At 42.6% G+C, this 23,107-nt stretch carries 26 protein-coding genes; 18 read left to right on the top strand and 8 right to left on the bottom strand.

Going from position 1 to position 23,107, the window contains the following annotated elements:
- Positions 1–11 precede the first annotated feature (11 nt).
- Together sufB and MGG13_RS03480 are read left to right on the top strand one after the other, a co-directional pair.
- A complete protein-coding gene (gene sufB, locus MGG13_RS03475; protein ID WP_133430775.1) occupies positions 12–1,409 on the top strand; it encodes a Fe-S cluster assembly protein SufB in 1,398 nt (465 codons plus the stop codon).
- Positions 1,410–1,533: 124 nt separating this feature from the next.
- Complete coding sequence (locus MGG13_RS03480; protein WP_133430774.1) at positions 1,534–2,460, top strand: magnesium transporter CorA family protein; 927 nt, start codon at positions 1,534–1,536, stop codon at positions 2,458–2,460.
- A gap of 30 nt (positions 2,461–2,490) precedes the next feature.
- Here the strand turns inward: MGG13_RS03480 and MGG13_RS03485 are convergent, their stop codons facing one another.
- Together MGG13_RS03485 and MGG13_RS03490 are read right to left on the bottom strand one after the other, a co-directional pair.
- Positions 2,491–3,249: an ABC transporter permease gene (locus tag MGG13_RS03485; protein ID WP_239035383.1), complete on the bottom strand. Its 759-nt coding sequence runs from the start codon at positions 3,247–3,249 to the stop codon at positions 2,491–2,493.
- Positions 3,246–3,962 (bottom strand): ABC transporter ATP-binding protein, encoded by a 717-nt coding sequence (locus MGG13_RS03490; protein WP_239035384.1) that lies wholly within the window; start codon positions 3,960–3,962, stop codon positions 3,246–3,248. The genes MGG13_RS03485 and MGG13_RS03490 overlap by 4 nt, the downstream gene beginning before the upstream one ends.
- Before the next feature lie 63 nt (positions 3,963–4,025).
- On the opposite strand from MGG13_RS03490, the gene MGG13_RS03495 reads away from it, so the two are divergent.
- The 5 genes from MGG13_RS03495 to MGG13_RS03515 all read left to right on the top strand — a co-directional run bounded on the left by MGG13_RS03495 (position 4,026) and on the right by MGG13_RS03515 (position 8,443).
- Entirely contained in the window at positions 4,026–4,874 is an 849-nt protein-coding gene (locus MGG13_RS03495; protein WP_239035385.1) for a DUF72 domain-containing protein, read from the top strand.
- 10 nt (positions 4,875–4,884) lie between these two features.
- Positions 4,885–5,703, top strand: coding sequence for a sulfite exporter TauE/SafE family protein (locus tag MGG13_RS03500; RefSeq protein WP_239035386.1), 819 nt, complete (start codon positions 4,885–4,887; stop codon positions 5,701–5,703).
- A 13-nt stretch (positions 5,704–5,716) separates the two neighbouring features.
- A complete protein-coding gene (locus MGG13_RS03505) occupies positions 5,717–7,030 on the top strand; it encodes a bifunctional metallophosphatase/5'-nucleotidase (RefSeq protein WP_239035387.1) in 1,314 nt (437 codons plus the stop codon).
- A gap of 61 nt (positions 7,031–7,091) precedes the next feature.
- On the top strand, positions 7,092–7,997 hold the full coding sequence (gene lipA, locus MGG13_RS03510; RefSeq protein ID WP_133430768.1) for a lipoyl synthase: 906 nt from the start codon (positions 7,092–7,094) through the stop codon (positions 7,995–7,997).
- A complete protein-coding gene (locus tag MGG13_RS03515) occupies positions 7,997–8,443 on the top strand; it encodes a YutD family protein (protein ID WP_239035388.1) in 447 nt (148 codons plus the stop codon). The genes lipA and MGG13_RS03515 overlap by 1 nt, the downstream gene beginning before the upstream one ends.
- Positions 8,444–8,465: 22 nt before the next feature.
- On the opposite strand, the gene MGG13_RS03520 is transcribed toward MGG13_RS03515, so the two are convergent.
- Positions 8,466–8,729 (bottom strand): DUF3055 domain-containing protein, encoded by a 264-nt coding sequence (locus tag MGG13_RS03520; RefSeq protein WP_133430766.1) that lies wholly within the window; start codon positions 8,727–8,729, stop codon positions 8,466–8,468.
- 76 nt (positions 8,730–8,805) lie between these two features.
- Here MGG13_RS03520 and MGG13_RS03525 point away from each other — a divergent pair, with 76 nt between their 5' ends.
- Genes MGG13_RS03525 through MGG13_RS03535 form a run of 3 tightly spaced genes read left to right on the top strand, consistent with a single transcriptional unit; the run spans position 8,806 to position 10,968 of the window.
- The gene (locus MGG13_RS03525; RefSeq protein WP_133430765.1) at positions 8,806–9,243 is read left to right on the top strand and encodes a DUF86 domain-containing protein; all 438 of its coding nucleotides are present in this window, start codon (positions 8,806–8,808) and stop codon (positions 9,241–9,243) included.
- On the top strand, positions 9,230–10,018 hold the full coding sequence (locus tag MGG13_RS03530) for a TIGR01457 family HAD-type hydrolase (protein ID WP_239035389.1): 789 nt from the start codon (positions 9,230–9,232) through the stop codon (positions 10,016–10,018). The genes MGG13_RS03525 and MGG13_RS03530 overlap by 14 nt, the downstream gene beginning before the upstream one ends.
- Complete coding sequence (locus MGG13_RS03535; protein ID WP_239035390.1) at positions 10,015–10,968, top strand: 2-hydroxyacid dehydrogenase; 954 nt, start codon at positions 10,015–10,017, stop codon at positions 10,966–10,968. The genes MGG13_RS03530 and MGG13_RS03535 overlap by 4 nt, the downstream gene beginning before the upstream one ends.
- A 43-nt stretch (positions 10,969–11,011) precedes the next feature.
- Here MGG13_RS03535 and MGG13_RS03540 read toward each other — a convergent pair whose 3' ends face one another.
- The 4 genes from MGG13_RS03540 to MGG13_RS03555 form a co-directional block, all read right to left on the bottom strand.
- Entirely contained in the window at positions 11,012–11,683 is a 672-nt protein-coding gene (locus MGG13_RS03540; RefSeq protein WP_239035391.1) for a helical membrane plugin domain-containing protein, read from the bottom strand.
- The gene (gene fdhF / locus MGG13_RS03545) at positions 11,683–14,640 is read right to left on the bottom strand and encodes a formate dehydrogenase subunit alpha (RefSeq protein ID WP_239035665.1); all 2,958 of its coding nucleotides are present in this window, start codon (positions 14,638–14,640) and stop codon (positions 11,683–11,685) included. Before fdhF ends, MGG13_RS03540 begins: the two co-directional genes overlap by 1 nt.
- Positions 14,641–14,800: 160 nt before the next feature.
- Positions 14,801–15,808: a biotin synthase BioB gene (gene bioB / locus MGG13_RS03550; RefSeq protein ID WP_239035666.1), complete on the bottom strand. Its 1,008-nt coding sequence runs from the start codon at positions 15,806–15,808 to the stop codon at positions 14,801–14,803.
- Between the two features lie 89 nt (positions 15,809–15,897).
- Positions 15,898–16,140, bottom strand: coding sequence for a NifU family protein (locus MGG13_RS03555; protein WP_133430760.1), 243 nt, complete (start codon positions 16,138–16,140; stop codon positions 15,898–15,900).
- A gap of 81 nt (positions 16,141–16,221) precedes the next feature.
- Between MGG13_RS03555 and MGG13_RS03560 the strand changes: the two genes are divergently transcribed.
- The gene (locus tag MGG13_RS03560; RefSeq protein WP_239035392.1) at positions 16,222–16,539 is read left to right on the top strand and encodes a YuzD family protein; all 318 of its coding nucleotides are present in this window, start codon (positions 16,222–16,224) and stop codon (positions 16,537–16,539) included.
- Between the two features lie 48 nt (positions 16,540–16,587).
- On the opposite strand, the gene MGG13_RS03565 is transcribed toward MGG13_RS03560, so the two are convergent.
- Positions 16,588–17,652, bottom strand: coding sequence for an NAD(P)/FAD-dependent oxidoreductase (locus MGG13_RS03565; RefSeq protein ID WP_239035393.1), 1,065 nt, complete (start codon positions 17,650–17,652; stop codon positions 16,588–16,590).
- Between the two features lie 110 nt (positions 17,653–17,762).
- On the opposite strand from MGG13_RS03565, the gene MGG13_RS03570 reads away from it, so the two are divergent.
- The 7 genes from MGG13_RS03570 to MGG13_RS03600 all read left to right on the top strand — a co-directional run bounded on the left by MGG13_RS03570 (position 17,763) and on the right by MGG13_RS03600 (position 22,910).
- Positions 17,763–17,999 (top strand): YuzB family protein, encoded by a 237-nt coding sequence (locus MGG13_RS03570; RefSeq protein ID WP_133432399.1) that lies wholly within the window; start codon positions 17,763–17,765, stop codon positions 17,997–17,999.
- A gap of 11 nt (positions 18,000–18,010) precedes the next feature.
- Positions 18,011–18,367: a HesB/IscA family protein gene (locus MGG13_RS03575; RefSeq protein ID WP_239035394.1), complete on the top strand. Its 357-nt coding sequence runs from the start codon at positions 18,011–18,013 to the stop codon at positions 18,365–18,367.
- A 109-nt stretch (positions 18,368–18,476) separates the two neighbouring features.
- Positions 18,477–19,694 carry an NAD(P)/FAD-dependent oxidoreductase gene (locus MGG13_RS03580; RefSeq protein WP_239035395.1) on the top strand — a complete coding sequence of 406 codons (1,218 nt, stop codon included), beginning with the start codon at positions 18,477–18,479 and terminating at the stop codon, positions 19,692–19,694.
- Between the two features lie 129 nt (positions 19,695–19,823).
- Positions 19,824–20,144 carry a YuiB family protein gene (locus MGG13_RS03585; protein ID WP_133432396.1) on the top strand — a complete coding sequence of 107 codons (321 nt, stop codon included), beginning with the start codon at positions 19,824–19,826 and terminating at the stop codon, positions 20,142–20,144.
- Between the two features lie 11 nt (positions 20,145–20,155).
- Entirely contained in the window at positions 20,156–21,121 is a 966-nt protein-coding gene (locus MGG13_RS03590) for a hypothetical protein (RefSeq protein WP_239035396.1), read from the top strand.
- A gap of 66 nt (positions 21,122–21,187) precedes the next feature.
- Positions 21,188–22,498 (top strand): Na+/H+ antiporter family protein, encoded by a 1,311-nt coding sequence (locus MGG13_RS03595; RefSeq protein WP_239035397.1) that lies wholly within the window; start codon positions 21,188–21,190, stop codon positions 22,496–22,498.
- Between the two features lie 16 nt (positions 22,499–22,514).
- Positions 22,515–22,910 carry a PaaI family thioesterase gene (locus MGG13_RS03600; RefSeq protein ID WP_239035398.1) on the top strand — a complete coding sequence of 132 codons (396 nt, stop codon included), beginning with the start codon at positions 22,515–22,517 and terminating at the stop codon, positions 22,908–22,910.
- Positions 22,911–23,107: the final 197 nt, after the last annotated feature.

A 23,107-nucleotide genomic window follows, 5' to 3' on the forward strand; every position in this document is an offset into this window, starting at 1 on the left:
GAGTGAACCAAATGGCTAAAAAAGCACCAGATGTGGGCGATTACAAATATGGTTTCCATGATAAAGATGTATCGATTTTCCGTTCAGAACGTGGTCTGACAGAAGAAATCGTGCGTGAAATCTCTAAAATGAAAGAAGAACCTGAATGGATGCTCAACTTCCGTTTAAAATCTTTAAAACAGTTCTACAAAATGCCGATGCCGATGTGGGGCGGCGATTTATCAGAGCTGAACTTTGATGAAATCACTTACTATGTTAAACCATCAGAACATACAGAACGTTCTTGGGATGAAGTACCTGAAGAAATCAAACAGACGTTTGATAAATTAGGGATTCCTGAAGCAGAACAGAAATATCTTGCAGGTGTCTCTGCACAGTATGAATCTGAAGTTGTTTACCATAATATGCAGGAAGACTTAGAAGCGCAAGGCATTATCTTCAAAGATACTGACTCAGCATTACGTGAGAATGAAGACATCTTTAAAGAACACTTTGCATCAGTTATTCCGCCTGCAGATAATAAGTTTGCAGCGCTGAACTCAGCAGTATGGTCAGGTGGATCATTCATCTATGTACCGAAGAATGTTAAACTTGATACACCGCTTCAAGCTTACTTCCGTATCAACTCAGAAAATATGGGGCAGTTTGAACGTACGCTGATTATTGTAGATGAAGGCGCAAGTGTACATTACGTAGAAGGCTGTACAGCTCCTGTTTATACAACGAATTCATTACACTCAGCTGTCGTTGAGATCATCGTTAAGAAAGACGCATACTGCCGTTATACAACCATTCAGAACTGGGCAAACAACGTCTTCAATCTCGTTACAAAACGTACATTCGTTTACGAAAACGGTACGATGGAATGGATTGATGGTAATATCGGTTCTAAACTGACGATGAAATACCCGGCATGTTATTTACTTGGCGAAGGCGCACGTGGTATGACGTTATCAATCGCTTTAGCAGGTAAAGGACAAGTTCAGGATGCGGGTGCGAAAATGATTCATAAAGCACCCAATACATCTTCAACAATCGTCTCTAAATCAATTTCTAAACAAGGTGGTAAAGTCGTTTACCGCGGTATCGTTCACTTCGGCCGTGATGCTGAAGGTGCACGTTCTAATATTGAATGTGACACATTGATCATGGATAACGCGTCAACTTCTGATACCATTCCTTACAACGAAGTCATGAACGACAACATCTCTTTAGAACATGAAGCGAAAGTTTCTAAAGTATCTGAAGAACAGTTATTCTATCTCATGAGCCGTGGTATCTCAGAAGAAGAAGCAACTGAAATGATCGTTATGGGCTTCATCGAACCATTCACAAAAGAATTACCGATGGAATATGCAGTAGAGATGAACCGTCTCATCAAGTTCGAGATGGAAGGGTCAATCGGTTAATCCATACAAAAAAGACGAGTATCCTACTCGTCTTTTTTTAGTTTGTGAAAAATATGGTATCTTTATTAGCGAAATTGCGTTAAGATTTTTATGTTAACGACGACAGAAAGAAAGGAGACATCTTATGATTCAAACATTTATTAATTCAGAAGAGGGAACAATCATTAAGGCAGAACGATTCCAGCCGAATAACTGGATCAACATGACACAACCATCCCGAGATGAGATGGAAGAAGTAGCGGAGTATTTTAATATCCCGATAGAATTTCTGGAAGATCCGCTTGATCCTGAAGAAAGTGCCCGTATTGAATATGATGAAGAAACAAATAGTACATTGATCATCAATGACTTCCCGATTATAGATGAAAACATCAAGCAGACTTTATCATATATCACTGTACCAATCGGGATTATCTTAAGTAAAGGGTATATCATCACGATTTGTTCTCGTGAACATGAGATGTTCAACAAACTGATGAATCGTCGTTTTGATCTGCGCATGAAGTCGAGATTCCTGCTGGAAGTGCTGTTCACCGTCGCGACGATGTACAATAATACACTGAAGCGTCTGAACCGTGAACGTCTCCGGATTGAGAGTAACTTAAGAACGTCACTGACGAATAAGCAGCTCTATGAACTGATGGAGCTTGAGAAAAGTTTAGTATACTTCCTGACCTCACTGACGGCCAACGGAGATACGATTAAACGGATATTCCGTTCCCGTTCAATCAAGCTTTATGATGATGATAAGGAACTCCTTGAAGACTTGATGATTGAGAATACACAGGCTTTAAGCACAACCGAGCTGTATACGAATATCCTTGAGAGTATCGCTGGCTCTTATTCTTCACTTATCGGTAATGAAATGAATAATATCATGCGGCTTCTCACTTTAGTGACAGTGTTCCTGACTTTACCGACACTTGTCTTCAGTTTCTTCGGTATGAACGTTGATCTGCCGGAGTTGACGTGGTTAGGCACAGTATCAGTTGCACTCATTCTGATGGCGTTGACTTATGTATTTCTCGTCAAGAAGAACATCTTTAAATAGCAGAAGGACTGAACAAAATAGTTCAGTCCTTTATTTTTGATATTCACCTAGATATTGTTCTTTTTCATTGAACAGTGTCGGATAGCTTAAGAAGCCAACCATCACACTTGATAAGGTGGCTGCAGTTAACAGCAGGAAAAGAATGAGCAGCTGGAACTGAACGGCTACAATAGGGTCTGCCCCACCTATAATCTGCCCGCTCATCATACCCGGAAGTTGTACAAGACCCATCGTTTTCTGGCTTTCAATCGTCGGTATCATCGAGCTTTTAATAGCGGACAACAGACTTCTATGAATCGCCTGTTTATTCGTACCTCCGAGTGATAAGATTAGTTCAATCTGTTCATCGTTATTGCGAATTTCACTTAAGAAGCGATTCAGGAACAGAAGAGATAGAACCATAGAGTTACCGATAACCATACCGCTGATAGGAATGACATATCGTGCTTCAAACGGAATGATATGGAAGCCGAGCATGATGCCCATCGTTATCACTTCCACCGTGACCAGTGTCACAACTATTTTCCATGTGATGCCTTTGATGCCCTTGCCTTTTTTAATGATATTCTGGGTCGCTGCTGTGATCATCAGCAAAATCATCAGCAGAATATAGATGGGATGATTACCTTCAAAGACAAATGTCAGAATATAGCCGACGATAAAGAGCTGAATAGTACTGCGTATAGTTGCAATGACAATATCTTTTTCAAGACCGAGTTTCAAGTAAGCGCTCAGGACTAAAGGAATAATGACGAAGATGATCGTCAGACTAAGCTGTAGAATGGTCATAGTTCTTCTCCTTCAATAAATTCTCTGACCGCTGGAACGTCACTATGCAGCAGCGTATTAGAGTCACCTGTATGTTCTACACGACCGTCTTTCAGCATAATATAGCGGTCTGTCGCACGGACTGCCTGATCAACGTCATGCGTAATCCAGATAATGGTGACTTGCTGACTCTTATGAATAGAATGGATAAGTTTTTCCACTTCTTTCACACTTCTTGGATCCAGGCTCGAAGTGATTTCATCGAGCAGAAGAACGCGTGGTTGATTGACGAGTGTGCGTGCGATAGACAGACGCTGACGCTGGCCCCCTGATAATGATTTGATGTCCTGTGTCAATGGCACATCTTCTAAATCAACCTGCGCGAGGAGACGGACCGCTTCTTCTTCTTTTAGTGCATCTCCAGCAATGGTTCTTGGGAGATTAAGATTATCAAAGACAGTACCTGGCAGCATCGGCGCACTCTGCAGAGCCATGCCGGCATGGCGTCTAAGGTCCAGCAGGTTCATAGTGGATACAGGTTTGTCATTGAAATAAATTTCTCCTGAAGTCGGGCTATGCAGTCCGTTCAGTAGTTTAAGTAGAGTCGTTTTGCCTGCACCTGATGGCCCGATGAGTGCGGTGATTGTAGCGGAAGGAAACAGGCAGGAAATGTCATGCAGAATATGATGATCATTACGAATAACATTAATTTTCTCAAGTTGGATGGTCGTCATTTTAAGGTTCCTTTCTAGGGAGTGTCATGCCTACTTATGATATGATTAGGCTAGGTGATAATGATGATAAATATAGGATTAACCGCCTGGTCGGATCATGATACATTATATCCTGAACTGGCGAATAAAAAAGATAAATTATATACATATGGCAGTTATTTTCCGACTGTAGAACTGGATGCGAGTTATTATGCCGTGCAGCCAGAACGAAATATACGTAAATGGATCAGTGAGACGCCGGACCGTTTCAAGTTCGTCGTTAAAATCCACCAGGCATTGACTGGACATGCAGAAGTAGAGCAGTATGCAGATTCAAGAATCCAGCTGATTGAACAGTTTAACTTGATGGTGGGTCCGTTGATTGAAGAAGACCGGCTCGCTATGGTACTGGTTCAGTTCCCACCCTGGTTTGACTGTAATACCCAGAACATTAATTATATACTATATTTGAAGCAGCACTTGCGAGAAATGCCTATCGCTATCGAATTTCGTCATGATAGCTGGTTTACGGGGGAGATGACAGAAAATACACTGCATTTTCTTTATGAGAATAAACTGATTCATTCTGTCTGCGACGAACCGCAGAGTGGTCACGGTTCAATTCCGATGGTGAATAGGGTGACGCACCCGATTTCGCTTGTCAGACTGCATGGCAGAAATGTTGCAGGCTGGACAAAGAAAGATATGTCGGATCAGGAATGGCGGGATGTTCGCTATTTATACGAATATAATGAGGAAGAATTGCAGGGTCTGGCAGCGAAGTTCAGAATACTCGATCAGAAAGCAGAAGAAGTGTATGTCATCTTCAATAACAACTCAGGTGGACACGCAGCAGGTAATGCCTTGCGGATGAAAGAGATTCTGGGAATTGATTATGATCATTTGAATGCACAGCAGCTGTCGCTGTTCTAAGGAGGACAAGATGTCTATCGTACTACTTATATTACTTGGCGTCGGCTCAGCTATTCTTGGCTCTTTAGTTGGGCTTGGCGGTGGCATTATTATCGTACCGTCTCTGATCTTTTTAGGAGGGGCAAGGCTCTTAGCGGGCATCACCCCGCAGACAGCGATTGGGACGTCGACCGTCATCCTCATTGCGACCGGATTATCTGCTTCAATCGGTTATATTAAAGCAAAACAAGTCGATATCAAGTCAGGATTTCTGTTTTTAATTGGTATTATTCCAGGCGCAATCGTAGGTGCATACCTCAGTCATTTTCTGACATTAAAAAGCTTTAATCTCTACTTCGGATTGTTGATGATTTTCATGAGTATCGTGCTGATGTTCCGGGATAAAATTAAACCGATCAAGCTTTTTCAGAATCCAGAACGCATGCGCACGTTCACTGATGCGAAAGGGCAGACCTATGAATACAGTATTGCATCTGTTCCTGCGGTCATTGCAACGTTTTTTGTCGGCTGTCTGACCGGTTTGTTTGGTATTGGGGGCGGCGCACTGGTGACACCGCTGATGATTATCGCGTTCAGATTCCCGCCGCATATCGCAGTCGGCACCAGTATGCTGATGATCTTATTCTCCAGTCTGTCTGGTGCTATCAGCCATATCGTACTGGGCAATGTTATCTGGCATTATGCGATTATTCTGATCATTTCCAGTTTTATCGGTGCGACAATTGGTGTACAGATCAATAGACACGCAAAATCAGAGACAGTCGTTCTGATGCTGAGACTTATCATGCTGGCACTCGGTGTCTATCTGATCATAAAAAGCATGATTTAAAGGGGAGATTAAAATGGAAATCAAACTTTATCATACAAATGATATTCACAGTCATCTATCGACATTCAATAAAATCATCCGCTACTTGAAGGACCGGCCAGATGATAGTTATTATGTCGATCTTGGTGATCATGTAGACAGAAGTCATCCTTATACTGAAGGGACACTTGGTAAAGGAAATGTTGAGCTGCTGAATGAAGCGCATGTCAAAGTAGCAACTGTCGGGAATAATGAGGGCATCACGTTGACGCATGATGACTTCAATGCGCTTTATGATCAAGCAGACTTTGAAGTGACATGCTGCAACTTGTTCGATATGGAAGGACGATTACCCCGTCATATCAAACTTAATGTCATCGATGAGTTTAATGGAATTAAGCTCGGTTTTATCGGTGCGACAGCAGAGTTCACACCTTTTTATAAGGCGCTCGGCTGGCAGGTTACAGAGCCGCTGGAAGCCATTCGCGAGCAGGTAGAAGCAATTCGTAGTGAATGTGATGTTGTCATCATCTTGAGTCATCTGGGTATGTTCGCTGATCGTCGTATTGCTGATGAAATCCCGGGTATTGATCTCATTCTTGGTGCTCATACCCATCATCATTTCGAAAAAGGTGAACGGGTCAATGGTGTCCTGATTGGTGCGGCAGGTAGATATGGTGAATACATCGGTGAAATCAAGCTGAAATTTGAGGAGGGTCATCTTGTTCAAAAGGACGCGAGACTGATTGAAACAGATGAACTGGCGAATAGTGAAGATCATTATTATGAGGATGGCCGTGCACTTCTCAGCGAAGTCATCCATCAAAGTCCGGTCAGTCTGCCGAGACGACTGTATAGTGCATCATACGCGACAGCACTCCTGGCAAATGAGCTGAGAGTGGAACTGGATGCAGACTGCGCATTGATTAATTCAGGGCTGATCGTGCAAGGTTACGAAGGCGGCAGTTTAACCAAATATGACCTGCATAAGATGCTGCCGCATCCGATCAATCCTGTTAAAATCACGCTGTCCGGACGAGAACTGAAAGAAGTCATCGCCATGAGCAGTAAGCATGAGTTCCGTGATGAAATCGTCAAAGGATTTGGCTTCAGAGGCGACGTCTTCGGTATGTATGTGACGGATCATATCGGTTATATTCAGTCTGAACGAAAGTTTTTTGTAGGCGATCAGCCAGTAGATGACCACAAGTCTTATACACTGGCGACCCTTGATATGTACACGTTTGGACGTTTTTTTCCGCAGTTCGTTCAAAACGAAAAAGAATACTTTATGCCTGAGTTTCTGCGGGATGTCATGGAGCTTGCACTTAATAGAAGATTTTCATGAGCCGGACATTTTATTTTAAATGACTTTGAGTTATAATTAATGGATATCGGAGGGATGTATTGTGGCGACAAGAAATGAAGAGATTTTGAGAAAACCTGAATGGTTAAAAATAAAGCTTAATACGAACCAGAACTATACAGGACTTAAGAAAATGATGCGTGAGAAAAACCTGCATACGGTATGTGAGGAAGCAAAATGTCCGAACATCCATGAGTGCTGGGGTGAACGTCGTACTGCGACTTTCATGATTCTCGGTGCAGTCTGTACACGTGCGTGCCGTTTCTGTGCAGTTAAGACGGGTCTGCCGAACGAACTTGACTTAAATGAACCGGAACGTGTAGCAGAATCAGTAGAACTGATGAACTTAAAACACGTGGTTATCACAGCGGTTGCCCGTGATGACTTAAAAGACGGTGGTTCTGAAGTCTATGCAGAGACGATTCGTAAAGTACGTGAACGCAATCCTTATACAACAATCGAAGTGCTTCCATCAGATATGGGCGGCAGCTTTGATAACTGGGAGCGCCTCATGAATGCGCGTCCTGATATTCTGAATCATAATATCGAAACAGTCCGCAGATTGACGCCAAGAGTTCGTGCGCGTGCAACATATGACCGCTCTCTTGAAGTACTGCGTCGTTCTAAAGAACTGCAGCCGGATATTCCGACTAAATCAAGTCTGATGGTCGGCTTAGGAGAGACTTGGGACGAAATCCTTGAAGTAATGGATGACCTGCGTGCAAATGACGTGGACATCATGACAATTGGTCAGTACTTACAGCCTTCTCGTAAACATATCAAAGTTCAGAAATATTATTCACCGCTTGAATTCGGTAAACTGCGTAAAATCGCGATGGATAAAGGTTTCAAACACTGTCAGGCTGGTCCTATGGTACGTAGTTCTTACCATGCAGACGAGCAGGTAAATGAAGCAGCGAAACAACGTCAGGCACTCGGAGAAGCTTAATGAATGTGAGAGCAGGCGATCACTATTTTGAGATAATGGTCGATCATAAGAATGCTTTCAATCAGGAACAGTTTGAGACGCGCTATTCAGAAGTACTTGATAAATATCCTATTATAGTAGGAGATATCGGTTATGAGCAGCTGCGTCTGAAAGGTTTCTATGAAGATAAAAATAAAAAAGCGGATATCAACCGTAGATTTTCAAGCATCCAGGATTATCTGCTCGAATACTGTAACTTCGGCTGCGCCTATTTTGTCTTAAGACGACTGACGGCCCATGAAGTGGTTCGTAATGAAGCTGAAGATGTCGAAGTTGAAGTTAAGGAAACTTCAGTAGAAGAGCTGGAGATGGATGCAGTCAAAGTAGAAGAGCCGGTGGAACATACACCGGCTCAGGAGACTGAGGATCTATCGACTGGTAAAACACTAAAAGATTTTTTAAAGTAACTGCCTAGGCAGTTACTTTTTTTTAATGTATGACGTCATTTAAAAATTCTGTTACTTCTTCGGCTTCAGCTTCACTGATACCGAGCACATAAGCAATATAACCTTCTTCCTCCAGATCATCACGACCGATTATACCGAATTTATTGGACTGTGTATTCAACACAATGGTTTTGCCATAATGCCGGTCAGTCTGGATAAGTGTTAAATCGTGACGAGATTCGCCGAGAAAACTGACGAAGCGGACATTCGCCTTCTCTGAGTCATCATATAAGAACATATCTATCATAATATCCCTCCGTCTCAAGTATATCAGTAATGAAGGTGATAAGAAAATTTGTTAAACTAGGGATGGAGGCGATAACATGTATTTTGTAGACAGAGATGAACTCGCATTAAAACTCAATTATATTACCCGGCTGACAGCTGATTTCACCGCTGCAGAAGGCTACGCGCTTGAACGTATCTGTCATATGCTGATTGAAAGCACGGTCGATGTCGGCAATATGATGATAGATGGCTTTATTATGCGTGACCCGGGCAGTTACCAGGACGTGATTGATATCATGGAGATGGAGAAAGTGATCACAAGTGAGGATGCTAAGAAGATATCAGCGACGTTGCCGATGAGACAGTGGATGGTTCGTGACTATACACAAATTGACCATAGCAGACTGAAGTCAGCTTTCAGTGACAATCTTGACGCTTATCAAAACTTTCAGCATGCCGTAGAATCATTTATTGAACGCGAACTTGGACCTGTGTCGGCATTCGGAAAAGGAGGCAGCCATGAAAAAGTATAAAGGGTATCTGCTGGATCTTGACGGGACGATGTATGCGGGAACACGCGTGATAGAAGGGGCAAAGGAATTTATTGACTATCTCTATCAAAATGAGCTGCCTTATTTATTTGTGACGAATAATGCTTCAAAAACACCAGACGAAGTAGCAGCGAAACTGACAGGCATGGGTTTCCCGTGCACGGCTCAGAACGTGGTGACGTCTGCCATGGCAACAGCGATGTATATTGCTGATGAAAAGCCAGGCGCTCGCGTTCACTGCGTCGGCGGAAAAGGAATCAGACAGGCGCTCACTGACGAGGGGCTTGAAATAGTGGACGACATCGAAGCAGATTATGTGGTCATCGGTCTCGATGTAGATATCACTTATGACAAGCTTGCGAATGCAGCACTTGCCATCCGTAATGGTGCGACATTTATTTCAACAAATCCGGACCGTACTTTGCCGAGCGAGCGAGGACTGCTGCCTGGGAATGGTGCACTAACCAGCGTGCTGACAGTAGCGACAGATGTAGATCCTATCTTCATCGGCAAGCCGGAAGTGCATATCATGGATAAAGCGGTAGAGATGATTGGACTGCCAAAAGAAGATCTCGTCATGATAGGGGACCTTTATATGACAGATATTCTGTCGGGTATCAATAGTGGGATTGATACGCTGCATGTCCAGACCGGTGTCTCTACATATGATGCGGTGATGGCAGAAGAAGTGCCGCCGTCATATTCTGTCAAAAACTTGAATGATGTCATTAAGATCTATCAGGAGGGAACAGAATGAAAGTTTTAGTTACGAGACAAATACCAGAGCGTTTTATTGAAGACCTGAAAACAGTCGCAGATGTTGAGATGTATCATGAAAAACTCAAGGCGATGCCAAGAGAAGAACTGCTTAATGAAAGTCAGGACGCAGATGTAGTGATTACGATGATGAGTGACCAGATTGATCAGGAGTACTTGGATCATTGTCCTAAGCTGAAGGCTGTCATTAATCTCGCAGTCGGTTACGATAACATCGATGTAGATTATGCCAGGGATAAAGGCATCATCGTCTGCAATACGCCTGATGTTCTGACTGAAACTACAGCGGAGCTCGGTTTTACCCTGATGCTTGTAACAGCGAGACGCATCATTGAAGCGGCACATTTAGTGGAGTCAGGAGAGTGGAAAGGCTGGGAGCCGTACTTGATGGCAGGAAAAGATGTCTACAGAAAATCAGTCGGTATATACGGCATGGGTTCTATCGGTACTGCCTTTGCCAGACGCTGCAAAGGATTTGATATGGATATTATGTATCATACCCGTTCAAGACATGAAAAAGCTGAAAAAGAACTGGGCGCGAAATATGTGTCATTCGATGAGCTCTTAAAGGCAGATTATGTCGTCTGTACAGCACCCCTCACAAAAGAAACAGAAAATATCTTCAGTAAAGAAGCATTTCAGAAGATGAATGATGACACAATCTTCATCAATATTGGCCGCGGCGGCCATGTCGTCGAAGAAGATTTACTCGAAGCTGTCCAAAATGGTGAGATTTTAGCGGCTGGACTTGATGTGCTGCGTCAGGAGCCGATCAAAGAAGGACATCCTTTCTTGAAAGAAAAGAATATCGTTGTCTTACCGCATATCGGCAGTGCGACCGTGGAAACACGCGACGCCATGATTCAGCTTTGCGTGGATAATGCAAAACACATTGTAAACGGCGAAGAACCTAAAACGCCTGTAAAATAAAAATAACCTGGAACTTAAAGTTCCAGGTTATTTTTTATGACTATTATTTTTTAAGAAGTAATGCACCGACAGAAAGTGCAGCACCTGCAGCCATGCCGAGCATCTTCACTTTAGGATTTGCAGCAGTGCGGTTGTCTTCACGTGTGCGGGCAGCCTTGCTTGGAAGTTCAATAGATGATGCTTTGTCTAAATCACCGACATCTGTCTGAACTGGATCGATGATACCTTGCTCTTTTTTGAGCTGTTCAAAGCTTGTACCGAATCCTTTAACAAACTTCGTTAGAACGATAGACCCTTCAACGAAATCTTTATTTGTCAGTACATTGAGAAGGCCTAACCAGCCGAGTGGTTTACTCTGGTTATATTCAGTCGATAATTTCAGACCTTTATTGAACTTTAAGATCATCGGTTCAATCTCATCAAAGTTGAATTTACCGAGTCCTTGAACAAGTAAGAGACCATTACGGATCGCTTTATCTGTTTCTGTCTCGTTAACTGCTTTTAACACACGAGTCAGAATCGGATCGCTTTTAGCAAGTCCAGCATTTAAGGCGTTGATGACTTCGTGGTCATCCAGCTGGTCAAGAAGGCGGAACAGTTTGTGCAGTGTGTCTTTATGCATGATCAGCTGATCTTTTAGTTCACGTAGTTCTTTTGCGCGAACGGCTTCAACATCGACTTCTGTTCTTCTGATTACTGTAGTAGCTTGAGCCATTACTTACCACCTCTTCTTTCTTTAACGATTGTACCAGGGAAGACATAATCACGACGTTCCCATTTCTTCTGAACATTGACGCCCATCTGAGGTACGCGATGACCATAACGGAAGTTTGTTTTAGGGAGTGGTGATTTACCACCTTTATCTAAAATAATCAATTTCGCTTTTGTTTCTTTGTATGCTGGTGTTGATGTATCTTTATCAGCGATAGAACTTGAAAGTAAGTTGATGGCTGCGTCGCCTGAATCGTTCATTGGTAAGTAAACCTCTTTACCATAAACGCGGTCAGTGACAATTGTCTTCACATCGACACGGCCGTATGGAGACTGCAGACGTACTAGTGTACCATCTTCTAAGCCGCGTTCTGCTGCAAGTTCATGAGAGACCTCAAGGAAAGCACCGGGTGTTTCAAGTACAAGTCCTTCGACTTTATAAGTCATATTACCTTCATGGAAGTGTTCAAGCAGACGTCCGTTGTTGACGTGAATATCATATTCTGCCGGATATTCTGTTGGTTCTGTCCAGTCAACTGGTGCGAAACGAGCTTTCTTATCATCGAACGGGAAGCCGTCTGTGAAAAGAAGAGGTGAGTCAGTACCATCTTCGTGTACTGGCCATTGTAAACTCTTGAAGCCGTCAAGGCGTTCATAGTTAACACCTGAATAAATAGGTGTCAGTGCAGCGATTTCGTCCATAATCTGACTTGGATGTGTGTAGTTCCAGTTTGCACCGAGTAAGTTAGCGATTTCCTGGATGATAATCCAGTCAGGTTTAGAACCTTCAAGCGGCTCCATGACTTGATACAGACGCTGAATACGACGTTCTGTATTAGAGAATGTACCTGTTTTTTCGAAACTTGGTGCAGCTGGTAAGACAACATCTGCATATTCTGCTGTTTTAGAGAAGAAGATATCCTGTACAACCATGAACTTCAGTTTTTCGAAACCAGCACGGACGTAGTTGACGTTAGAGTCAACGATACCCATGTCTTCACCTTTTAAGTACAGGATATCAAGTTCGCCGTCATGCATCGCATCAACCATCTGGTGGTTGTTCTGTCCTTTTTCAGGATTCAGTTCACGACCCCATGCTTTGCTGAACTTAGCAAGCGCTTCTTTGTCGTCAATTTTCTGGTAGCCTGGTAAGTGAGTTGGCATACTACCCATGTCACTCGCACCTTGTACGTTGTTGTGGCCGCGAAGCGGATAAGCACCAGCACCTGGCTTCATGTAGTTACCTGTTGCAAGTAAGAGGTTAGAGATCGCTGTAGAAGCGTCACTACCGCCACGTTGCTGTGTGATACCCATTGCCCACATGACAACTGTTGATTTTGCTTCATGAATCATATTAGCGACTTTAATAATTTCTTCTTTAGTCAGACCTGTATGCTGAACCGCATAGTCTAATGTATATTTCTCAAGACCTTTAACCAGTTCATCAAAGTTGTTGACGTGTTTTGCGATGAACTCTTTATCATGCCAGTCATTGTCGATGATATATTTAGTGACCGCATTTAACCAGACTAAGTCAGAAGCTGGGTTAGGACGGATGAACATATCAGCACGTTCAGCCAGTTCATGTTTACGGATATCAGAGACAAGAATCTTAGACCCGCGCACTTTTTGTGCACTTTTCACACGCGTTGCGATTACTGGGTGAGCTTCTGCAGTATTTGTACCGATACCGATGATCAGTTCTGCACTGCCGATATCTGTGATAGAACCAGAGTCACCGCCGTAACCGACTGTACGCCATAAGCCCATTGTAGCTGGAGACTGACAGTAACGTGAACAGTTATCGACGTTATTTGTACCGACAACAGCACGAGCGAGCTTCTGCATTAAGTAAGATTCTTCGTTTGTACATTTAGAAGAAGTGATAAACGCTAAACGTTCTGGTCCGCGTTTTTCAATTGTTTCTTTGAAGTTCTTAGCAATCAGCTCGTAAGCTTCTTCCCAAGATGCTTCGCGGAATTCGTTGCCTTCACGTACTAAAGGTTTTGTTAAGCGCTCACCTGAGTTGACGAAATCCCAACCGAATTTACCTTTGACACATGTAGAAATCTGGTTTGCAGGAGATTCAGGCGTTGGTTCTACTTTTAGAATGTCACGGCCTTTAGTCCAGACTTCGAATGAACAGCCGACACCACAATAAGTACAGACTGTCTTTGTTTTTTTGATGCGGTCTTCACGCATTTCTGCTTCGATATCAGAAATAGCCATAAGAGGTGTGTAACCCGTTTCAACGGCTTTAGTGACTTCTACAGCCGGGCGGAATGCATCTTTCAGCATGCCCGTTAAGAAACCAGCTTCGCCTTCCATGCCGACTTCCATCATGGCATTACATGGACAAACAGTTGAACAGTGCCCACAGTTGACACAAGATGATTCGTCGATAAGTGTAGAACCGTTTCCGTCCCAGATGACGCGTGGACGTTCAAGTTCCCAGTCAATCATTAATGTTTCATTAACCTGTACATTTTGACAAGCCTGTACACATCGACCGCAGAGGATACATTGGTCAGGATCATAGCGGTAGAATTTACCGCGATTGACAGGTGCACCTTTAGGAGACTGATGTGTCGCCTGGTGATCGATTTTTAATTTTTTAACCGTATTATGGACTGTACAGTTACCGTTGTTAAAATCACAGACTGTACAGTAAAGTTCGTGGTTGCGTAAAACGCGGTCCATTGCGATCATCTGTGCTTCGAATGCTTCGCTTGTACCTGTTCTGACGACGTCGCCTTCATTTAACTGAGTACTACATGAACGCACGAGTTCCCCGTTAACCTCAATAATACATGCGTCACATGTTTCGATTGCTCCAAGATCCGGATGATAACACAGAGCAGGTACTTCAATACCTTTGAATCTTAAATAGTCTAGAAGATTGGCTTCCGCTGGCACTGCCATTAGCTGGCCATTTAAAGTGATTTGGATTGTTCCAGTCATAACTTCACTCATGTAATAACCCCTCTCAAAATTGATGAAAAACTTTATGCCTACCTTAATTATAAGTTTTTACAGGATTTATACAATGTAAACCCTTAAATTAATTAAAATTTCACCAAATATATGGATTCAAAAGAAAAAGAATGGAACATTCCATTCTTTAAAGGGTTTTAACTATAGAGGGGTCTGTATGAAAAGCATTGGTTTCTATTTCAAAACCTAAGTCCTGAATCATCTGGTAATCCTCTTCATTAGGCTGACCATTTGTCACAAGATAATCGCCTACAAAGATAGAGTTGGCGATATAAAGACTGAGAGGCTGCAACGAACGTAAGTTCACTTCACGGCCGCCGGAAACGCGGATTTCCTTCGTCGGATTGATCAGACGGAAAAGTGCCAGGATCTTCAGACAGCGGTTAGGTGTCAGTTCATCTTTATCCTGGAACTTCGTCCCTTTAATGGCATGGAGGAAGTTCACTGGAATACTGTCTGCGTCTATTTTTTTAAGTGCAAAAGCCATATTGACAATGTCTTCATCTGTTTCACCCATTCCGCAGATGACGCCGGAACAAGGAGAAATGTGATGTGCCTTCATGATTTCGATCGTCTTGACCCGGTCCTGATAACTATGCGTCGAAACAACCTCATCGTGGTAGCGTTCGCTCGTATTGATATTATGATTGTAGCGGTCCACACCTGCATCTTTCAGTTTCTGCGCCTGGTCTTCTGTCGACAGTCCGAGACAGGCACATATTTTCAGCGAAGGATGGAGTGACTTGATCGATTTCACTGCATCTGTGACCCGGTCGACTTCCCGGTTCGTCGGTTTACGGCCGCTCATAACAATGCAGTATGTACCGATCTGGTTGTTGACGGCCGCTTCAGCACCTTCTATTAACTTCTCCTCATCCACAAGTGCATACTGACTGCAGCCGGTATCAGCTTTGACAGACTGACCGCAATATCCGCAGTCTTCAGCACAAAGCCCGCTTTTTGCGTTTAAGATCATATTCAATTTAACAGCATTCCCGTAGTAGTGGTGACGAATCTGATAGGCATCATCAATTAAAGCAAGTATTTTTGAATCAGGTGTCTGTAGTACGTTGAGTGCTTCTTCCTTTGTTAAAGTGTAGCCATTCATTACTTTTTCAGCATATTGCATCATAATCCCCCTAAATGTAAACATAAAATAATAATAGGTTAACATTTAGTGTTTGACAATAAGAGAATAAAAAAAGACCACTCCGAAGAGTAGTCTTAAAATACTTGTTCAACTTCTACGATGCCAGGCACTTCTTCTAACAGCGCACGTTCGATACCTGCTTTAAGCGTAATAGTAGAAGAAGGGCATGTACCACATGCACCTAGTAAACGTAGTTTAACGATACCATCTTCTACGTCAACAAGTTCGCAGTCACCGCCGTCACGTAAAAGGAATGGACGTAATTTATCAAGCACTTCACTGACTTGATCAAATTGAGTTTGTTGTTCAGTCGTCATAGTAGACTCCTTTCTTTATTCACTTACTGTATAGTATAATCACTATAGCATAGTTTATACAATTATTTAAGGGGGTTGCACATGGAACAAGTAAAAGTAAATATTTACGGTGCAGATGTTGTCTGCGCAAGCTGTGTCAATGCACCAACATCTAAAGATATCTACGACTGGGTACAGCCGAACTTAAAGCGTAAGTTCGATCATCTGGATTTTACTTTCAACTATATCGATATCAATGATACTGAAACTCACTCAGATTATGATCAGTCTATCGTTGAGCGAATTCAGGACGATGAACTTTTCTATCCACTCATTACAATGAATGATGAAATTGTTGCGGATGGCTATATTCAACTGCCACAGCTGACGAAGTATGTTGAGCAGCATTTCGTGAAATAAAATATAAAAGCATCGGCTCTTTTGATAGGAAAAGAGCTGATGCTTTTTTTAACCGTTATGATACTTGTAGAGCCATAGGACGCCTGACTTCATTAAACGAGCGATACGACCTGTGACTGTACGGTCCATCAGGAATGCGAATCCTTCTTTTTCACCGAGGGAACCCAGGAAGCCCTGCAGTTTCAGTTCCGGCATGGTTTCAGGTAATTCTTCACCGTTCCATTCTTTTTTGAGGATATCTACAATTTGTTCTGCCTGCACTTCTGCAAGCTGTGCACTTGGTGCATGAGGGAGCAGCGCACAGTCACCAACCACATAGACATTGCGATGAGTCGGAATCTGATGATATTGATTGATGCGGACGCGACTGCCTTCGCCGAATTCGACTGGCAGATTGCGGACGATTTCTACCGGCTGGATACCTGCTGTCCAGACACAAAGGTCGACATCATATGTCTCATCGTTGTTATACAGTTTTCCAGGCTCTACTTTTACGACATTAGAATGAGGAATGACTTCAACATTATGCTGATCAAACCATTTCTTGACGTAATTACTCAGTTTTTCTGGGAATGCTGGCAGGATACGTTCACCGCGGTCGAAGAGTTTGATATTCAGGTCAGAACGTGATTCTCTCAACTCACTTGCAAGTTCAATACCGCTTAATCCAGCACCGACGACGCCTACAGTGTTTCCTGAAGGAAGGTCGGCGATTGCGCTGTAAGTGTCACGCGCCTGCATGATTGACTGAATACTATATGTAAATTCATCAGCGCCCGGCACATTATGATATTTATCCTCACAGCCAAGACCGATAATCAGTTCATCGTAATCGACGTGGGTTTCGCCCATAGAGACGATCTGTTTATCCAGATCGATAGAAGTGATTTCTCCGTATGCAAAATTAAGGCGTGCATCTTTAGGAAACTCCACACGGACGTCTTTATCAGATTCAGTTCCTGCTGCCAGCGCGTAAAATTCTGTCTTTAAACCATGGAAAGGTGCGCGGTCAATCAGTGTGATTGAATATTCGTCTGGTAAGGCATCTGGAAGCAGACGCTGCATCACGCGCATATTGCCGTAGCCGCCGCCAAGTAAAACAAGATTCTTCATTTATAATCCCCTTTTCTTACATGAGTCAAAATCCTATTTTTTTATGTACGCTTAAATTATAATATATTATACGATTGAATAGTAGAAATATCTGAAAATAGAGGTGAGCCATGAATCCGATCGTCGAATTCTGTATCTCAAATCTTGCTAAAGGCGGTCAGGTTGTATTTGATGCGCTCGAAAAAGACCCTAATATTGACTGTCTGGAGTATGGATGTCTGACTTACTGCGGACAATGCAACAACGAACTTTATGCATTGGTGAACGGAGATTATGTAGCAGGGGAGAACCCGGAACAACTCCTTGCCAATATTTATAAACATATAGAAGAAACATGGATGTTTTAGGAGGTAGAAAAATGTCAATTACATTAACAGAAGCGGCTGCTTATGAAGTGAAAGATATGATGGAGAAAAACGGTATGCCGGACGGCTATTTAAAGATTTCAGTAAAAGGTGGCGGCTGTACAGGTCTGTCGTATGGTATGAGCGCAGAAGAAGCGCCAGGAGAAAATGACGAAATTTTGACATTTTATGGTGTTAAAGTACTCGTTGATCAAACAGATGCACCCATATTAAAGGGGACAATTGTCGACTTTAAACAATCACTCATGGGCGGCGGTTTTGCCATTGATAATCCGAATGCCATTGCTTCATGTGGCTGTGGCAGCTCTTTTAGAACTCGTGAAGTAGCGGGAACACCGGAAAACTGTTAGTTTTATATGTTGAATATTCCAGATTTTAATATTATCATTATAGTGGAATGATTTAAATTCAATATGTGATGAAAATCACAATAAAATAAAAATAAGATGGGTGAATATAATGGGCTTTGAAAGAAAAAAAGTTGTTGTACTTGGTGCGGGTTACGCCGGCTTACAAACAATCACAAAATTACAGAAAAAAGTTTCAGCACAGGATTGTGATATCACTTTAATCAACAAAAATGATTATCACTACGAAGCAACTTGGTTACACGAAGCATCTGCAGGTACATTAAAAACTCAAGATGTACTTTATCCGATTGCTAGCGTAGTAGACGCTTCTAAAGTTGATTTCGTAAAAGCAGAAGTGACTAAAATCAACCGTGACGAAAAAACTGTTGAAACAACTAACGGTATCTTCCATTTCGATATCTTAGTTGTAGCACTTGGTTTCGAATCAGAAACGTTCGGTATCAGCGGCATGAAAGAACATGCATTCCAAATTGAAAACGTGAATACTTCTCGCCGTATCGCAAAACACATTGAAGAACGTTTTGCTCATTACGCACAAAGCACAGACAAAGACGACAAAGATCTTGCTATCCTTGTAGGTGGTGCTGGTTTCACAGGTATCGAATTATTAGGTGAGTTAACTGACCGCGTACCTGAGCTGTGCAAAAAATATGGTGTTGACCCAGCTAAAGTTAAATTAACTTGTGTAGAAGCAGCGCCTAAAATGTTACCAATGTTTTCAGATGAACTGGTTAACTACGTTGTAGAATACCTTGAAGCTCGCGGTGTTGAGTTCAAAATTGCAACACCAATCGTTGCTGCAAATGAACATGGTTTCGTTGTGAAAAACGGCGAACAGGAAGAACAGCTTTATGCTAACACAGTCATCTGGGCTGCAGGTGTACGTGGTAGCAAATTGATGGAAGAATCATTCGAAGGCGTAAAACGTGGACGTATCGTTGTACGTGAAGATAACCGTATCGATGGTTACGATGATATCTTTGTTATCGGTGACTGCTCAGCAGTTATGGCAGGCGAAGGCGACAACAAACGCCCTTATCCGACAACTGCTCAGATCGCTATGCAGCAAGGTGAATTCACTGCTGACGCAATCATTAAGTTACTCAACAACCAGCCGCTTGGTACATTCGTCTATAACGAAAGAGGTACAGTTGCATCTCTTGGCGCTAACGACGGCGTTGGTGTTGTAATGGGTAAAGAAATCACTGGTAAAAAAGCAGCATTCATGAAAAAAGTAATCGACACACGTGCTGTTTTCAAAATCGGTGGTGCGGGCTTAGCGCTTAAAAAAGGTAAATTCTTATAAGTTCCAGTGAAACAGGACTCTTTCTAAGTGTCCTGTTTTTTTGTTTTGAGAGAAGTCTTTTAAATACCTCATTAATATTTCATGCTATAATAGGTGCAATGACTTTTTTTGTAACATGAGGAGGAAACAATGACTGCCTTAGTCCAGTTAATTATCAGTGTCGTACTATTTTTCGTATTATTCTTCGGGATTGCCTTTATATTAAACATGCTGCTTAAATCAACATGGATCATGACTGCTTTTTATCCATTTGTGGTCTTCGCTATTGTGGATAAGATTTCGACAGCAGACTACATCTTGAAACCACGTTATGCGTTCAGCCAGCTATGGCGCGGTCTGACTCATCTTTTACCAGCTGATATCATCATGCTTTCTGCAGGATTAGTAGGTGCTGTCACAGCCGGTATTGTAATCAGAAACTTACGTCGTAGCGGTTATACGATGTTCTAGGAGTGATGAATATGACTAACCCACAGGCACATATAGAGTCAGTCTATATGTGCTTTTTACCTTTTCAATATAATCAGTGGCAGCAGACAGGTATTCACTGGATTGATGAACAGATAGAGCGCGCTTATCACAACAAGGAAAAAGAACTGGATGTCCATTGTGACAAGATGCGACTTATAGGTATTGCAGCGGGTAATCCAAAACGATACACCACTGAAGATGAACTGCTCCTGCATGACAGAATCATGACATATCCTTCAGATATAGAGCTGACTGCTGATTTGTCGACTCTTGCTCATTATATGGATGTATCAGGATTGTACTGGACGATTAAGAACAAGTGGCCACATGCAGAAGTCTTAGGTTATCACGAAGAGCTGCCTGAACAGAAACTTGAAGCTCATGAACTTAGCGAGCATGAGATGTATCAGATGTTACCCCTGACCTATTATCACCATAAAGTCAAAATCACTGAATGGCGTACAGATGAACATGCAAAACAGGTCGTGATTGTGCTGCATCCTGATTTATTTCAGTCCGTGCTGCTCGCAGCAACTGCAGATACAGTTGTCCTGACAGTAGAGTATGAAGACCAGGTGAGTGAAGAAAGACGTATCGCACGAAATGGTAAAAACGTTACCCTTCAGTCAGTGCGACTGGCCATCCTTGATGATTTGATTCATTACGGTCTGCAATATAACACTCAGCCTGTCGTGCTTGAATATTTACCTGAGGATAGTCAGAAAATCACGTTTTACGGCATGAAACGTCCGAGCAGTGCAGCGCTCCGATATCGTATGCAGAATCCTCACTATCAGCTCTTTGCATCAAAATATCGTCAGTCATCTATTCTTTCTTATGACTATTTAGCAGATCAATTTGGAGAAACATTCACTATAGCAGAAATGACACACTTACTACCCCTTAAATATCAGGTCGAACTGATCCGAGAAATAATAACAGTTGACAAAGTATAAATTTTCATTTACTTTAGTATGGTAGTACTTTACCAAGATAAAGTAAATCATAAAAGGGGTGTTAAAATGAATGCTGTTTTAATAGCAGTTATTGTGATGATTGTCCTCAGTCTCTGCAGGCTGAATGTCGTGTTGTCATTATTTATCGGTGCATTAGTAGGGGGTCTGACTGCCCATATGAGCCTTGCTGATACCATCAGCTATTTTACGGCAGGCATTGGCGATGGTGCAGAAGTGGCACTCAGTTACGCCCTTCTGGGAGGCTTTGCTGCCTTAATCTCATATAGCGGTATCACAGATTATTTCGTAGAACGCATTATCCGCGTGATTAAGCAGGACAGTACAGTCAAAACGAGAGTCTGGACAAAAGTAGTGATAGTGGTCAGTTTACTGATTCTTGCATGTATGTCACAGAATATTCTACCTATCCATATCGCATTCATACCGATTGTCATTCCGCCGCTCTTAAGTTTATTCAATGAACTGAAGCTGGATAGAAGAATGATAGCTGTAGTTCTGACATTCGGACTTTGTTTTCCTTATACATTGCTGCCGTTTGGTTTCGGTCACATCTTTCACGAGATTATCAAGAAGGGGTTTGATCAGGCAAATTATGCCATCCAGTTTGATGATATCTGGAAAGCCATGCTGATTCCGTCTATGGGCTTTGTGTTCGGTTTAGTGACTGGAATTTTTCTTTACCGTAAACCACGCGATTACAGGCAGTCTGCCAGTGAAACTTTTGAAGTGAAGGAAATCAGTCGCTATACGGTCTTTGTTACTATCTTTGCCATTGTCACGACATTCATTGTTCAGCTACTGACTGAATCGATGATCTTCGGCGCATTAGCGGGAATTCTTATATTTTTCCTGTTCCGTGTCTATGACTGGAAAACCCTTGATAATGAACTCGTTTCAGGGATTAAGATTATGGCTTATATCGGTGTTGTGATGCTGACAGCGAACGGCTTCGCCAATGTGATGAATCATTCCGGCCAGGTAGAATCTCTTGTGCATGGCATGGTGAATATCACGAATGGTGACAAATCGCTCAGTATTATCTTCATGCTGATTGCAGGACTCATCATCACATTGGGTATCGGTTCTTCATTTGCAACGATTCCCATTATTGCAGCGCTGTTCATTCCTTTTGGTCAGCAGATCGGGCTCAGCCCGCTCGCACTGATCAGTATTATCGGGACAGCAGGTGCACTAGGAGATGCCGGCAGTCCGGCCAGTGATTCTACACTTGGTCCGACAGCAGGACTCAATATGGACGGTCAGCATGACCACATCTGGGATACATGTGTACCGACATTTATGCTCTTTAATATCCCGCTTCTTGTTTTCGGCTATATTGCAGCCATGGTACTATAGTAGATGAGGTGAGAGGATGAATTTTGAAGCATTGTTTGAACAGCAGAATATGCTTTCTCATTTTGAGATGCAGCTGGAAGAAAGACAGCCCGGTGAACTCTGTATCAGCATGCCTGTCACAGACAAAGTGAGACAGCCATTCGGCTTTCTGCACGGCGGTGCGACAGTCGCTTTATGCGAGACAGCAGCTTCTCTAGGCGCAGCTGACTTAATAGATTTGAATCAGTCGCTTGCCTTCGGACTTGAAATCAATGCGAATCATATCTCTTCAGTGAGAGAAGGACGAGTCTATGCGAAAGCGACCGTACTGCATCATGGAAAATCGACTCAAGTATGGGAAGTACGCGTGACTGCTGAGGAGCGCTTAGTATCGATAGCGCGCTGTACAATAGCTGTTAAAGATAAAAGATAAAAAAATGCGATTCACCATGATGGTGAATCGCATTTTTTGTTGTTGATATAGGTGATCAGAGAAAGTTATCAGCGATAAAAGAGGTTTATCGCCAGTAACTCCATGAAAAGGCATCAAATCATCAAGTTATCAGCGATAAGAGAGATTTGTCACCAGTAACTCCATGAAAAGGCATCAAATCTTCAAGTTATCAGCGA

The organism is Macrococcus brunensis (assembly GCF_022343725.1).
Taxonomy (GTDB): Bacteria; Bacillota; Bacilli; order Staphylococcales; family Staphylococcaceae; genus Macrococcus; species Macrococcus brunensis.